This window comes from Natrinema sp. CBA1119 (assembly GCF_002572525.1).
Taxonomy (GTDB): Archaea; Halobacteriota; Halobacteria; order Halobacteriales; family Natrialbaceae; genus Natrinema.
The window spans coordinates 449378-463452 of sequence record NZ_PDBS01000008.1; the positions used below are offsets into that span (position 1 = coordinate 449378).

At 55.8% G+C, this 14075-nt stretch carries 12 protein-coding genes and 2 pseudogenes; 8 read left to right on the forward strand and 6 right to left on the reverse strand.

Going from position 1 to position 14075, the window contains the following annotated elements; genetic code table 11:
- The first annotated feature begins 6 nt into the window (after positions 1–6).
- Positions 7–837 (forward strand): IS5 family transposase, encoded by an 831-nt coding sequence (locus CP556_RS24490; protein ID WP_098728280.1) that lies wholly within the window; start codon positions 7–9, stop codon positions 835–837.
- A 160-nt stretch (positions 838–997) separates the two neighbouring features.
- On the opposite strand, the gene CP556_RS24495 is transcribed toward CP556_RS24490, so the two are convergent.
- Positions 998–1180 carry a HalOD1 output domain-containing protein gene (locus CP556_RS24495; protein ID WP_098728163.1) on the reverse strand — a complete coding sequence of 61 codons (183 nt, stop codon included), beginning with the start codon at positions 1178–1180 and terminating at the stop codon, positions 998–1000.
- 233 nt (positions 1181–1413) lie between these two features.
- Between CP556_RS24495 and CP556_RS24500 the strand changes: the two are divergent.
- Positions 1414–2049 (forward strand): annotated as a pseudogene (locus CP556_RS24500) (IS6 family transposase).
- A 32-nt stretch (positions 2050–2081) separates the two neighbouring features.
- Here CP556_RS24500 and fabG read toward each other — a convergent pair.
- The 3 genes from fabG to CP556_RS24515 are packed head-to-tail and all read right to left on the reverse strand — an operon-like array spanning position 2082 to position 3677.
- Positions 2082–2882 (reverse strand): 3-oxoacyl-ACP reductase FabG, encoded by an 801-nt coding sequence (fabG, locus tag CP556_RS24505; RefSeq protein ID WP_098728164.1) that lies wholly within the window; start codon positions 2880–2882, stop codon positions 2082–2084.
- Positions 2879–3475 (reverse strand): HTH domain-containing protein, encoded by a 597-nt coding sequence (locus tag CP556_RS24510; RefSeq protein ID WP_098728165.1) that lies wholly within the window; start codon positions 3473–3475, stop codon positions 2879–2881. The genes fabG and CP556_RS24510 overlap by 4 nt, the downstream gene beginning before the upstream one ends.
- Positions 3462–3677 carry a helix-turn-helix domain-containing protein gene (locus CP556_RS24515; protein ID WP_098728166.1) on the reverse strand — a complete coding sequence of 72 codons (216 nt, stop codon included), beginning with the start codon at positions 3675–3677 and terminating at the stop codon, positions 3462–3464. Before CP556_RS24515 ends, CP556_RS24510 begins: the two co-directional genes overlap by 14 nt.
- A 531-nt stretch (positions 3678–4208) precedes the next feature.
- Between CP556_RS24515 and CP556_RS24520 the strand changes: the two genes are divergently transcribed.
- The 6 genes and pseudogenes from CP556_RS24520 to CP556_RS24545 all read left to right on the forward strand — a co-directional run bounded on the left by CP556_RS24520 (position 4209) and on the right by CP556_RS24545 (position 12138).
- A complete protein-coding gene (locus CP556_RS24520) occupies positions 4209–4919 on the forward strand; it encodes a CPBP family intramembrane glutamic endopeptidase (protein ID WP_176548345.1) in 711 nt (236 codons plus the stop codon).
- 113 nt (positions 4920–5032) lie between these two features.
- A protein-coding gene (locus CP556_RS24525; RefSeq protein ID WP_098728168.1) for an IS630 family transposase occupies positions 5033–6033 on the forward strand; the annotation gives its coding sequence in 2 pieces (ribosomal slippage) (positions 5033–5525 and positions 5525–6033; 1002 coding nt in all).
- A gap of 190 nt (positions 6034–6223) precedes the next feature.
- Positions 6224–7951: an McrB family protein gene (locus tag CP556_RS24530; RefSeq protein WP_176548346.1), complete on the forward strand. Its 1728-nt coding sequence runs from the start codon at positions 6224–6226 to the stop codon at positions 7949–7951.
- 285 nt (positions 7952–8236) lie between these two features.
- Positions 8237–9115 (forward strand): annotated as a pseudogene (locus tag CP556_RS24535) (McrC family protein); the annotation flags it as partial.
- 67 nt (positions 9116–9182) lie between these two features.
- Positions 9183–10010, forward strand: a complete 828-nt coding sequence (locus tag CP556_RS24540; RefSeq protein ID WP_098726460.1) for an IS5 family transposase — start codon at positions 9183–9185, stop codon at positions 10008–10010.
- A 1375-nt stretch (positions 10011–11385) separates the two neighbouring features.
- Positions 11386–12138: an IclR family transcriptional regulator gene (locus CP556_RS24545; RefSeq protein WP_098728281.1), complete on the forward strand. Its 753-nt coding sequence runs from the start codon at positions 11386–11388 to the stop codon at positions 12136–12138.
- A gap of 27 nt (positions 12139–12165) precedes the next feature.
- Here the strand turns inward: CP556_RS24545 and CP556_RS24550 are convergent, their stop codons facing one another.
- Positions 12166–13149 carry an LLM class flavin-dependent oxidoreductase gene (locus tag CP556_RS24550; RefSeq protein ID WP_098728171.1) on the reverse strand — a complete coding sequence of 328 codons (984 nt, stop codon included), beginning with the start codon at positions 13147–13149 and terminating at the stop codon, positions 12166–12168.
- A 116-nt stretch (positions 13150–13265) separates the two neighbouring features.
- Positions 13266–14054 carry an enoyl-CoA hydratase/isomerase family protein gene (locus CP556_RS24555; RefSeq protein WP_098728172.1) on the reverse strand — a complete coding sequence of 263 codons (789 nt, stop codon included), beginning with the start codon at positions 14052–14054 and terminating at the stop codon, positions 13266–13268.
- Between the last annotated feature and the right edge of the window lie 21 nt (positions 14055–14075).

Sequence of the window (14075 nt, forward strand, 5' to 3'; positions counted from 1 at the left end):
GCGAGTATGCCGTCTCAACTCGCCCGCTTTACCGACCGATGCGTCGATTTGTCCCAGAACGCTGTCATCAGCAAGCCAGCGCCGGCGATCAAGAAGGGTGACGGCGGCTACGCTGACTGGGTGATTGTCTCGATCCATTGTCTCAGAGAGTATCTGAACCAGCCCTACCGCCGATTACTCGATATCTTGTACGAGATCCCCGGAATCGCAGCTAATCTCGGACATTCTGTGGATCAGCTACCGGATTTCACCACCGTCTGTACGCGGAAACAAGATCTCAAAATGCGGATCTGGCGGGTGTTACTGCGGCTGTCTGTCTCACTGCACGACCTCGGCGACGTTCAGGCGATCGACGCGACCGGCTTCAAACGCCATCAAGCCAGCCGCCACTATGTCCTCCGCGTCGGCTACAACTTTGACGATATTAAGACGACAGCGCTCGTAGATTGCGATACCAGCGTCATCCTCGATATCCATTGCTCGATGAAACTGCCGCACGATACACAAGTTGGACGACAGGTACTGACGAGAAACCTGGCACAGCTAAACACGATCACTGCTGACAAAAGTTACGACTGGGACGCGCTGCGGCACGAACTCAGGGATGCTGGCATCCGTCCGGTGATTAAACATCGAGAGTTCTACGCACTTGACAAAGCGCACAACGCTCGCCACAACGAGAACGTCTATCACCGCCGCTCGATCGTCGAAGCGATCTTCTTCGCGCTGAAGCATCGGTTCGGCGAAACGTTGCGGGCCAGATCGTGGTTTGGTCAGTTCAGAAAGCTCGTCCTAAAGGCTGCCGTCAGAAACATCGAGCAAGCCGTGAAGCTCTGATACCACTGATCTCACACGTCTAAACAAGCCCCACCGCGCGGATTCAGCAGTCACTGACGCCTTCAATTGGGGAGGGAGTATCGGTACAGATAATTCAACCAATTGATAAAATATCGATACAAACCAGCAGAAATTCAGTCCAAGGGTGGCGTCCGATGCATTAGTTCTCGACAACCGTTATCGTTCTGCTATTATTGACTGTTACCTCATATTCACAGTATGTGAACGTGACCGTCGTGAGCTGTGTCCCAGCGGTTTCTGACAGGAAGAACGAATCTAAGGCGTCAGGATCGATCGCTTCGTAGAGCGGGTCGAGCGCCTCAGTACCCTCTTCCTCAGCCACCGATCCAGAGACAGACGAGCGGTCCGATACCGCGCAATAGCATCGATTACTGCAAGACTGGCCGGTTGATCTGCTGAGACGGAAGTCATGTACAGTGGAGAGACTGCGGCTTTGTGACTGTTGTCTGCTTCACTCATGGGTAACTACGTTTCCCACCACATGAATCCTGCTGGGGTGACTGGCGCTGTTCAGATAAGGTCTGAAAAGCGAGGCGGTCAGAATTCTAGACGTCCATGCCCGAATTTAGCCACCCCAACGGCTCTAGTAACGGCGTTCAATTAGATTTTGTGGAGCGAGAAGCGACACCGCGCGAGCTGATGCAATTGAGTATCTAGCTCCATTTACCGAGCTTGTCACTTTCAGATACTGTTTCTGTCTTAGAGAGATTCGGTGTCGAACGGGCGAGATTGACGATCCATAATTGGGTACAGAAAGACATCTACAGCCGACAACGGGAAGCTAGCCAGATCACGTTGTGCTCGACGAAACTGTGATCAAACCTGATAATCAGCGCTACTGGCTGTATGCTGCTGTCGATCCCGAAACGAACGAATTTCTCCATGTCAAGCTCTACCCAACGCGTACAACCGCACTTACTGAGATGTTTCTGAGTGAACTGAGAGAGAAACACGATGTCCAAGATGCCGTGTTTCTCGTTGATTCAGCTCCGTGGCTTAAAGCTGCACTCTATCACCTTGGGCTCCGATTTCGATATGAGAAACATGGAAACCGGAATGCCGTCGAACGTCTATTCAAAGAGATAAAAACGACGTACTACTCAGCTCGGAAACTACTTTAGAAACGCCGATCCAGCAACCGCTGAAACATGGTTGCAGAGCTACGCATACTGCTGGAATCAGCTAATCTGAATAATGCCGAAGAGCGGATTAGATGCTGTTACTTACAGATCAAGTCCGCCGTTGATGTCGATAACCTCACCGGTAATATAGCCCGATTCCTCACTGGCAAGGTAGCGAACAAGCCCTGCAATCTCGCTCACGTCGGCGAACCGCTCAAGCGGGATATCCGCACGGAGATCGTTCTGAATCTCGTCCGGAATCGCCTCCACCATCTCCGTCAATGTGAAGCCGGGCGCGATACAGTTCGCCGTTGCGCCCACATCCGCCAACTCGAGCGCAAGCGACCGGGTGAAGCCGAACAGACCACTTTTCGCCGCCGCATAGTTCGCCTGGCCGACGTTCCCCTGCTTCCCGATCACGCTCGAGATGCTGATAACCCGTCCATCGTCGACAGTTTGGAAATCATCGTAGAACGCCTTGGTGCAATTGAACGACCCGTGGAGAGAGACATCGATCACACGGTGCCAGTCCTCATGACTCATATTGGCGAGCGTACAATCGGCTGTAATCCCGGCGTTGTTGATGAGGACGTCGATCGACCCAAACGAGTCGGAAACTGCCTCGCGCATCGCGTCGACTTCGTCACGGTTCGTGACGTCGGCCTGAATCGGATGGGCCGTTCCCTCGGTATCGGCTTCCGTGATCACGTCAGCGATCTCGTGGGCGGCAGCCTCCGACGACCGATAGTTCACGATGACAGTCGCACCGTGACGGCCTAGTTCACGGACGATCCCGCGACCAATACCACACGAGCCGCCGGTAACGAGACACGTCCGGCCTGCAAGTAGTTGGCGAGACGGCTGTTCCAGTTCGGGTGGCCGCTCTTTCTGTTTGACACTCATTGTTGTCGCTCCAGCAGGGGCTGCTGATCGTCCTGGGAATCATACGTAACAATTTCTCCCGTATCCGTGCCGACTGCAGTAAGCCACTCGTCGACGGTGTATGTCCGCGCGGTGTCTGTCCGTGGCTGGTCCGTATAGGGGACAACTCCCTGGAGGGACGCTCTCTCCTGATCTGCCGTAGAGGACTCGTCCTCGTAGAGTGCCAGCGCCACGATCGGAACCCGAACGCGTTCACGCGGTTCGTCGGCGCTGATGCCGAGTGGTGACGAGGGAACCTCCTGTCGCCGGAATGCTGGCTCGAGCGTCACACCGTGCTGGTCAGCCCAGCGTTCGAACTCGGCCACGAGATCGTGTCGCGTCGGTTCATGTGTGTCGTCCGTCTCACTGACCGCATGCTGTTCCGGCGGCCATGAGTGGAGTTGATACGCGCTAATATGCCCGTGGTCACAGAGCTGTTGCAGCCGGTTGTCGATCGTGGTGATCGTTTCGCCAGTCGGTCCCGAAATGGTCGACCGCACGTAACAGTCAACCCGCAGATCGGTCGCTGTCTCGGTCGGGACGATCGGGGACGCTGAAACGTTATTGGCTGGCATAGCCATCCTCCGTCCGCTGGACGAGATCCTTTGTAAGAAGCGACTCAAGCACGGCGAACAGTGTGAGCTTGGATAGTCCGAGCAGTTCCTGGAGATCGGTCACTGTCGCATCCTCAGTCACGAGGAGGGACAGATAGACAAGTTTTGCCTGTGGTGATGTAAGATCTCCTGGAATCGCGGTCAGCTGCTGACTCGTGGACATCACCCGCTACTCCCACAGCCCGACGTATAAAGACAGACTGAGACACATGCACATGCAGGGCAGAAAATCAAGGGAAAGAACAGCCATAGTAAAGTGGTATTACCGGTGAATAATTAGCAGACAAGCAACAGCGGATAGATCACTGGAAGCAGAACCGTGACTGGAACGGAGATGATGTCCACGAGTGACCGCTGCGTAGCGGCCAGCCGTGTGCGGGACATCCAGATACCGGATCTGGATTAACCGCATCTCACTCCATATCACTAGAGGACAAAGCTGTATGGCCAACATAGTTGGGTAGATGCCGAGAGCGACTGATTACACGGAGTTGAACAGAAGAGGAAATCACCCGGCACTTACTCAGGACTCCTCTATCGGTGGCTGATGTCAGAAGAAGTTGTCAGGTAATATCATGTATCCGTATTCTGTAGGGACTCGACATGATGAAAATGAGTTGTCACCATCTCTGCTGGACCACCCTTGAAGCGGGTGAGCCGTCCATATACGGCGATGTATTTCAGGGTGGTTTCGATGACTGATCCCGATAGCGGCCGAATCGGGATATTTGTCGGTATCCTGCTGGTTGCTGCCGCAGCGCTTGTTCTCATTGCAGCCAGTTTGGACATGAACCCGATCACGCTTGCACCGGCCTACATGTTCTCGCCGATGGTCGCTGGCCTCGCAGTCTGCCTGTCCCAGGGTATCCCACTGGCAGATGCCGGACTGCAACGTGGCCGACTCCGATGGCTTGCTGCGGCCGCCGTGGTTGCACTCCCACTCATCGGACTGACCCTCGCGTTCGCACTCGCAATTCCCGGGATAGGCTTTGATCCAACTGCCGACCCGATCCCAGGAGTTGCACTGCCGCCAGGCCTCCTCGGCGTAGCAGTAACGGTCGGACTTGCGCTCGTTCTCGGGGCGACGGTCAACGCAATCTTTGCGTTTGGCGAAGAGTTCGGCTGGCGCGGGTATCTCTTGTGGGAACTCGCGCCCTGGGGCTTCTGGAAGGCGTCGTTCGCGATTGGTGCCTTATGGGGGATCTGGCATACACCCGTGATCGTTGCCGGGTACAACTACCCCTCCTTCCCCTATATCGGTGTGATTGCCATGACAATCGCCTGTCTTTCCTTCTCACCGGTCTACACCTACATTGTCCTCCGTGCGAGGTCCGTGCTTGCCGCAGCGATTCTTCATGGTGTATTTAACGGGTCGGCCGGTCTCGTCGGGTACTGTTCAGATTAGAGTTTGAAGAAGCGAGGCGGTGAAATTCGTGGTGCCTATGCCAGAATTCAGCCGCCTCACGCTACCTATAGTAACCGTTAGAACTTTCCACCCAAGGAATGTTGCGTAGACTAATGGACCATCTCGACGAGATCTCCGTCGAAGAACTCCAAGAGGCTCTCAACAACGTTGAGGGAAACAAGCCGACACAGCGGTTATTAGCAGCAATTGCGTACAAAAACGGTGTTACGCAGACCGAACTAGCAGAGTGGCACAATACCGGCCGACGAACAATCTACAGTTGGCTCAAGCGACTCGACACCGACGAGTCGCTTGAGCAGGCTGTAACTGATGCTCATCGGTCTGGGAGAAAACGAAAACTCTCAGAAGAAGAGCAAATAAAATTCAAAGAAACTGTCCACGAACCACCAGAGAATGTTGGAGTTGACGCGCCGGCGTGGACGCCGGCGCTCGTCCAGCAGTATCTTGACGAGACCTACAATGTTGAATACTCACTTCCGAGCTGTCGGCGGTTACTCAAAGAAGCAGGATTGAGCTATCAAAAACCACGCCGCACAGCCGCCGGATCAGAGACTGACGAGCAAGAAACGTTCCGCGAAGAACTCAAAAAAAGCGGCGGGAGATGGACGCCACAGTAGTCTGTATCGACCAGACCAAGAAATCCGTGCAAGTTGAGCCGCGTGCCGCGTGGTTTCCTCGCGACACGCGGCCGGCAGTTGAACTCTCTGGACAACGCGATTGGACATGTTTACTCGGCGCAATCACCGAAGACGGTGATCGCTTTTTCTCTCGATTCGAGGAGTACGTGACCGCCGAACACGCGAAACATTTCATTCTCGCATTATGCAAAGAGTTCGAAGATGATTTGATCATTGTGTTAGATGGAGCACCGTACTTTCAGGCTTCGGCCGTCACGGACCTAGCGGCCCGTGACGACCTCGCCTTCGTCACGTTACCGGCATACTCTCCTGAGTTCAATCCAGTCGAAGAGTGCTGGCGACAGCTACAAACGGCTCTCAGCAATCGGTTTTTCGACTCACTTGGTGAGTTAACAACGGCGATCGATACCGCACTTGACCAGCTCTCTGTACCACAAGTGAGCAATTATTTCTAACTTCCACTATAGTCCTGAGGCTTTCACCAACTCGGCCCCCTACTACTGGGTCAATCAGGGCCACGAGGAAACCGAGGGTGAATACCCTCGAGCCCCGACCAGAGAGCTGTTCCAGTATGACCTCCCCAAGCTGGAGGTTGGTGATAGGGTCTTCAGCTACAACAACGGACAGATACTCGGATATCACACGGTGGCAAAGCCTGCTCAGGTCGTCCAAGTCCCCGTTGAGGAGCTAGACGATCCTGATTCCGAAACAGGGACTGAACCCAGATACCGCGTTGAGACGTCCTTTACTTATTTCGATGAACCACTGGCATTCGTCGAAGTATTCGAGACGCTGCTTAAATATAAATTGGATAACTATTACCCGGTAAACCCTGGCGGAATCAATCAGCAGTACCTGTTTAATCTCAGTGAGGAGGCAGGCAAGTACCTACTCAACAAGGCTGATGGTGAAATAGCCTACGAGAGCCTGCAAGCGGCTGAATCAGACCTCATCGAAAGACTCGAAGAGTACATAAATCCGGCTGACGGCTTGCGGGGAGCGCTGGCCAAAGCGACAATCGAGAACTGGACAGAGGCGCTCCGCCGTAATGACCTCGTCGCCAAAGCAGTTCGCCGTGGTGACTACGAACATCTGGACGAGATCAAGTCAATTTACGAGTCCTTCGAGGACTCGCTTGAGGAGCGAGCAGTGCATCTGAATGTAGGCTCGCTGGACCAGTGTTCGCCGGCGCAGGTGCTGTTTATTGTTCTCGTCAGGGAACCACAGCGGGATGCTGACGTCGGCCAGCCAAACCTAGACCACGACAAACTTCCCGAGATTTTGGAGGGAACCTACCAAGACGAGAGGTCCCTAGCTACGCCACACACGGTTCCTGATACTGCGTCTGAACTCGAGCGTCAGGTCCGGGCCAAACACCAGTTAGTGTTCCACGGCCCACCGGGCACCTCGAAGACCTTCACGGTCCAACAGTTCGCTCGCTGGTGGCTCCACGAGACGACGGTTGAACCCAATAAAGAGCAACTACGGACGGTTACGTTCCATCCTTCCTTTACCTATGAGGACTTCATCGAGGGGCTGACCGCAACAGAGGGCGAGAACGGAGCTGGCCAATATACCGTCGACGAAGGGGTTTTCCAAGAATTCGCTACTCGCGCCAAGGACGCCTACGAGGATGCAGATTCGCTCGATGACGCTCCCAATTACGTACTGATAATCGATGAGATTAACCGTGGGAATCTGTCCCAAATCTTCGGGGAGACGATTACTTTGCTAGAGAATGATAAGCGGCTGGACGCCAAGAACGAAACCAGCGTCACCTTGCCCCATTCGGGTGAGGATTTCTATGTACCGCCGAACCTCTATGTAATCGGAACCATGAACACGGCTGGCCGCTCGATTGCACTCGTGGATGCCGCCTTGCGGCGTCGGTTTCGGTTCATTCATTTCGGACCCGACTTGGAGCTGGTCTGCGAACAATACGGGTTTGGGAATGGGGACTTAGACGGTGCCAAGGATGTCGCGGTAAACGGAGCCGACCAAGCCGACCGGCTGCTGGCAATGTCGGTCTGTGCTGTCGATGTGTTGAATGCCGAAATTCGGGAGGCACATGACCTAGGTCGTGGCAAACAGCTAGGCCACACACCCCTACTAGGTATTATTGCCGAGACTACCGAAGGGCGTGAACAGGCTATCATCGACACCTGGCGCTACGAATTAATGCCACTGCTTGAAGAGTACTATTTCGGGCAGTTCAAGCGCATGAACGACGAACTATTCGACGGGCACGGTGACAACCTCTTCGACTTGGCTACTCAGGAAATTCGGGACTTTACAGCTGATGATCTGAAAGAGACGTGTCGAGCGGTCGTTGATGATTTGGCCGAGGTCGAGGATGATGCTGATGAGGAGTGATCTAGACGCCACGAACTGGCACGTCTACGGGAACAACGCTCAGATTGGACCCAGATGAGCAGAACTACACACCGTGGGTTACAGGGGGTCGAGGTCGATCATCGGATCCGCGAGTACGAGACCACGGATCCGATTGATCGTGAGGACTTTCCTGACCGAGCCCGCCAAGTCGTTGAGAACCAAATCAATGCAGGGACTGAGGATGACAATGGAGAGCGATCAGGCGGCAAGCGCCTGAAAATCGAATAGCTTGAATCCGAGCAGGTAAAACTCCATGCGACGAGCTTTGTCGGATTGGTCACCTTGCCCGGTGGGCTGACGATCGAAATTCTCCCGAAGGTCAAAGGGACGGACCTGCTGGCGATGCTGCAGTTCTCTCAAGGAATTGGAGCTGAGACAACCGACGAGGAGACTCAGTTCGAACATGGTGAGGAGTTCATTCAGGCCTTGGCGACGCTGTTCGAGTCCGAGCTGAATCAGGTGTTGACGCGAGGCTTACACACTTCCTATCGTCGTACTCAAGGGTCGGAAGAACACATTCGTGGTCGGATAGATGTCCAGCGTCAGTTACAACGTCATGGTCCTCAGCCGACCCAGTTCGAGTGTACCTACGATGAGTTGACGCAGGATACCGTATTGAACCAAGCCGTACTGTATGCAACGGACGTGCTGTTGCGCTTAGTCGGGCGTCGACAGATTGGTCAGGCCTTAGAGCGGCACAAGCAGGAACTCCAGCGTCGCGTGGAATTACGACCGGTCCGTCTCGTGGAACTGGACGCCGTCGAGTTCTCCCGACTATCCGAGTACTACGAAGACCTCTATCGGCTAACTAGACTGGTTCTCAGCGGACTCTATATCGACGAGTTGCAGGCGGGGGGACGTGCGTCGTCGTCACTGCTTGTGAATATGAATAACATCTTCGAGAGCGTCGTGGTCGAGGCAGTCGGACAAATATACGCGCGGACAGCCGTTGAGGTGTTACCCCAGGCTCGGCGCCGAGAGTTGTTCTATAGTGGGTCACGGTCGGTTCCGGTTAAGCCGGATATCGCTGTCATCGACGGCGGGGAAACGGTATTCGTCGGGGATGCGAAATGGAAGGTTGATCAAAAGAGAAATCGAAACCCCTCAAGTGGAGACCTAAGTCAGATGACTGGGCTCTGGTGAATCGTTGGACGGCGTCGGTTTCGACCGTCAGAACTAGGAGTATGAAGCGGGAAACCGCCGATGCTCTATGTCGAAAATCTCCCGCTTCACGAGCAAAGTCGTTCAGTTAGCTAAAAATGCTGTTGGTGAGCGAGGCGAAGTCGCCGCCCCCGAAGGGGGTGGCGGCTTCGCCGAGTATGCGGTAGTGTCGCTGCACTGTCTGCGGGTTTACCTGGAAAAATCCTACCGAGAAGCACTCGATTTGCTGAGCGAGATGCCACAAATACTCGGGGAGATCGGCCTTGAACCGACCGATCTCCCCGATCACTCGACGCTAGTCAAGTGGTTTGATAGGATTAAGACCGCACTCTGGCGAGTGCTGCTGCGCCTCTCGGCGCAGCTGCACGGCCAGAGCGGTCACGCCGCCATTGACGCGACGTTTTTCGACCGCGAAAACGCTAGCAAACACTACTGCCGTCGGACGAATTACCGGGTTCAGACGCTCAAAGCGACAGCTCTCGTCGACACAGAAAGCCAAGCAATTCTGGACGTTCACTGTACGACCGAGAAACGCCACGACACACAGCTCGGCTGGCAGGTCGCCCGCCGCAACGCGGGCGACCTCGCCAGCCTCGCTGCCGACAAAGGCTACGACTGGATGGATTTACGCGAAAAACTCCGCGAAGACGGCGTGAGACCGCTGATCAAACATCGTGAGTTTCGGCCCATCGATCACGCGCATAACGCGCGGATCGATGGGCCTCGATACCGCCAACGAGCGATGTGTGAGACCGTCTTTTCAACGATCAAGCGCACGCTCGGCGACGCCGTGCGTGCGCGAACTTGGTACGGTGAATTTCGTGAACTCGTTTTGATGTGTGTGGTTCACAACACCAAGCGATCTCTAAAACAGTGAAATCAAGCTACGTCTGGCGATTCACCACGGCCGATGACTGGGTATCAGGTGGCGTACGATGGGCCAGGGTGCTTGTTTTATCCTGAGCAAGATGGACGAGTACAATCGGTGTATGAATCGGACCTCGAAAATGACCTCCACGTCGTGGAAGTCCCTACTCAGTCGACCCCGGAGTACGATTATTCGAGTCGGGTAATAGACAAGATACGTTCAGAAGTGCCACCAATATCTGAGTGAATAGTATCATGATACGATGAGAGATAACAGTATGATCGAAGATGGCTGAAATCGGATTGGTGAGCTGTACGAAGACGAAGCTCGGTGTCCGTCTCTGATCGGCGTTCTCAAGGTTACTGAAACTGATCAACTGTTGATAGGACTACGACCCAGGGAACGACCGGATCGACTTCTACGAGGTACTCGCCGAAATAGTCACGTTGGAGAGGTCGAACGATGTGCGGTCCAGTCGACGATTTCAAAGGAGATGCACGGACCCATTCGGATTGGAAGAGACGATCGAGACTGACTCGAGAACTGATTCAAGGCAGATCGATGAGGAACCGTCGACGGTGAATCCTCCGTCCTCGAGTACGGATGATACGCCAGACACAAACCGTCAGATGACTAAGCGAACTCTAGAGAAAGCGCCGATGAACCGATATTGTCCGCGGAAACGAAGCCGGCGTTCGACCATAGTGGGGGCAAACAGAAGCCGCGTTACGCTCGCACCCAAACGGTAAACGAGTTTAGAAATAAAGTTCGGACGATGATCGTCCCGAAACTTGCTGAGGCTGATCCAACTTCCCGAATACTCTGTTTCGGAACATCTGAATCCGAACTGAGAGGGCCATACCCCTGGAAGAGGACAGTCCGAAACTACCGTCCAGTCGCTGCCTCCTTTACATCCCTATGTCCGTATAGTATGGCGGAGAATCGCAAATTCGAGCAACAGCGAAGGATCGTCCCAGTTCTCTCGAAAAGAGGGTCGGATGCAAAATCGGGATCGGGAAGCCTGCTGTGAGAGCAACGACCGCGTTTTTGTGGGAGTCTCTTTCAGTACCGCTGAATGCGTCGTCATCATCGAACAGACTTCCGCTAACTCATAATTCTTGCTCGAAATCGCTGAAATAGCGCCAAATATATTTCGACTGATTCGAAAACCGAGGCTGCCATCGTTCAGAAATAAGCCAGTACTACGCTCTCATCGAATCTGTTGTATACTTTCTATTCGGTGGCGTGGGGGATTTGACCGTGTTCTGATCCAGTTGTTCGAATTGGTGGTCGCGTTCGGTCGTTTGCGGTATTCTCCTGACACTCGAATTTTCATTCGGTAGAGCCGAAAGACTCCTATACTATCCACGGAATGGTTTCCATGATGACGAACACATCAAACCGGTCGGTCGAACGGGCGTTCAAGATCGTCGACGAACTTGCGGAGAACGGATCCGGGGGTGTTTCGGATCTCGCCGGACGGCTCGATATGCCCGTCAGTACCGTTCATAACTATCTCCAAGCGCTTGTTGCGACGGGATACATCACAGTCGAAGAGAAAGAGTACTCGACTACAACCCGGTTTCTCGAGGTGGGCAACCAACAGCGCCACCGACTAGAGATATTCAAAGTCGTCAGCGACAAACTCCAGGATATAGCGGCGGAGACCGGCGAGCACGTCACGTTGATGATCGAAGAAAACGATCAGTGCGTAATCGTCGCGGTGCAAGAAGGGCCCGACGCCGTCAATCTGTTCGCGTATCCCGGTGCACGAATGCCACTTCACGCAGCAGCTCCCGGGAAAGCGATCCTCGCGCACATGCCGGAGGACCGCGTACAGGAGATCATCGACCGGCAGGGACTCATCGAGATGACAAACCGAACCATCACGGATCCCGACGTTCTCTTCGAACAACTCGAGCGGATCAGGGACCAGGGGTACGCCATCGACGAGGGCGAACGCATCGCGGGAATGGTCTGTATCTCCGCTCCGGTGCTCGACAAGAGCGATCACATCCGCGGCGCGATCTGCGTCTGTGGCCCGCAAAGCCGAATCGACGAGGAACGACGCGAGGAAATCGCGGATATCGTCAAACGGTCGGCGAATGTGACGCAGGTCAACCTCGACTACGTGTGACCGACGTTCGACGTGTTGAGGCGTGCATCAGGCGTCGGAAACGGCTGCCAACGCCTCGATAGTCTCTTCGGCTATTCCGTCGGCGGCCTGCTCCGGAATCGTCACGAGCGGCCGATCGATGACCGTTTCGCTCACGATTTCGTGAAGCCGATCGCGAGCTTCCGACGGCGTCCCGGCCACACCGAGGTCGTGGACCATTTCGTCCGTGACCAGGGTTGCCGCGTCTTCCCGGTCGCCCGCCCGCCAGGCCTCGGCAACGCGATCGACCTGCTCCGGGAACTCGGTGGCGATCGCGTTCCGATATCCGTCGGCACTACCCGCGTAATACGCGATGTGACCGCGTACGGCGTCGTAGGCCTCGTCGCGATCTTCGCTCACGGCTGCCGGCACGTACGGAGCGATCGTGATTTTGTCGGGGTCGCGGTCGCGTTCTCGAGCACTCGTTGCAACGACCTCGAACGCGTCGTTCAACCCAGAAAATGGGATGTTGTGCGGCATCCAGCCGTCACAGAGCCGGCCGACGACGCGCCGGTTCGCCGGCCCGAGCGCCGCGTGGTAGACCGAAACGTCCCTGTCCAGTGGCGGAACGCTTGAGACGCTGACTCGTTCCCCTTCGTAAGTGACCGGTTCGTCGTCGCCCAGAATGCGTTGAATCACTTCGATAGTTTCGTGGGACCGACGGACCGGTCGGTCGAACGGCATTCCGTGGACGTTCTCGACGGCGGTCGGTGTACTCGTCCCGACCCCGAGGGACGCACGACCGTTGGAAACTCGATCGAGGGTCGCGGCGGTCATCGCGAGGACGGCGGGCGTTCTCGAAAAGACGTTGACGATGGCGGTTCCGAGCTCGACTTCATCGGTCTTCGCGGCGATTTCGCTGAGTTTTACGACCGAGCTCGAGCCCCATAGCTCCCCCATCCAGACGGAGTCGTATCCCCGTTTTTCCGCGCTGATCGCGAGGTCGGTTGGATCGTGCGTTCCGGTCCGCGGAATGACTACTCCGAGATGCATGCCGCTCGATTGGACGTATACTGTGATAAATTACCGTGGTTACTGTCCACGGCTGGCGGGTCCGGTCGCGATCCGACCGGTGGCATCGATCGGTGCTTACCGGGGGCTGGGCAACGCTACCGGCCGACGAAGTCGGGATCGTCGTCGCCGAAGAACGCGTCGAGCCCGCGCTCGTAGTCTTCCGTTCGCGTTGCACCTGCGATACCGTCCGTCTCCGCCGCGAGCTGTCGCTCGAGCGAGCGATCGTAGCTGTCGGTCAGCAGTCGGGTCGTCGTCCCGAACGCGCGAGTCGGCCCGGCTGCCAGTTCGGCGGCGACTGTGGCCAACCGGTCATCGAAGTCGTCAGTGGGAACGACCTCGTTGGCCAGTCCCAACTCGCGGGCTTCGTCGGGGTCGATTGGCTCGTCCCGGAGGACGATCTCCTTGGCGGTCCGGAGGCCGACCAGTCGCGGCAGGAAGAACGTTGCACCGCCGTCACCGGTCAGCCCGATCCCCGGATACGCAAATTTGAGCGTCGCGTCCTCGCCGAGGACGAGCAGGTCCGGAAACAGCGCGAGGCTAAACCCGATTCCGGCTGCGATACCGTTGACGCCGCCGACAACCGGCGTTTCCGCCCGATGGAACTGGACGATCGCTTCGTGGGCCCGTCCGGCCAACTCCCGGATGTGGGCCGCATCGGAGCCGTCCCCGGATAGGGCACTGAGATCGGCACCGGACCCGAAGAAATCGCCCGCGTGCGTGAGCACGATACAGCGAGTATCCGGATTTTCACCGAGGGTCGTCGCCACCGACACCAGTTCGTTCGCCATTTCGAGGGTGAGTGCGTTTCGACCGGCCGCGCTATCGAGTGTGACCGTTGCAACGCCGTCGTCGTGATCGACCGAGAGGTTATCGTACGCAACCATCGGAGACGAGTTTGGAGCGGT

Bases quoted from the DNA above. Each gene is read 5' to 3' on its own strand.
- CP556_RS24490 (WP_098728280.1), top strand. From the start codon at position 7: ATGCCGTCTCAACTCGCCCGCTTTACCGACCGATGCGTCGATTTGTCC.
- fabG (WP_098728164.1), bottom strand. From the start codon at position 2,882: ATGAGTGTCAAACAGAAAGAGCGGCCACCCGAACTGGAACAGCCGTCT.
- CP556_RS24510 (WP_098728165.1), bottom strand. From the start codon at position 3,475: ATGCCAGCCAATAACGTTTCAGCGTCCCCGATCGTCCCGACCGAGACA.
- CP556_RS24515 (WP_098728166.1), bottom strand. From the start codon at position 3,677: ATGTCCACGAGTCAGCAGCTGACCGCGATTCCAGGAGATCTTACATCA.
- CP556_RS24520 (WP_176548345.1), top strand. From the start codon at position 4,209: ATGACTGATCCCGATAGCGGCCGAATCGGGATATTTGTCGGTATCCTG.
- CP556_RS24540 (WP_098726460.1), top strand. From the start codon at position 9,183: ATGTCGAAAATCTCCCGCTTCACGAGCAAAGTCGTTCAGTTAGCTAAA.
- CP556_RS24545 (WP_098728281.1), top strand. From the start codon at position 11,386: ATGACGAACACATCAAACCGGTCGGTCGAACGGGCGTTCAAGATCGTC.
- CP556_RS24550 (WP_098728171.1), bottom strand. From the start codon at position 13,149: ATGCATCTCGGAGTAGTCATTCCGCGGACCGGAACGCACGATCCAACC.
- CP556_RS24555 (WP_098728172.1), bottom strand. From the start codon at position 14,054: ATGGTTGCGTACGATAACCTCTCGGTCGATCACGACGACGGCGTTGCA.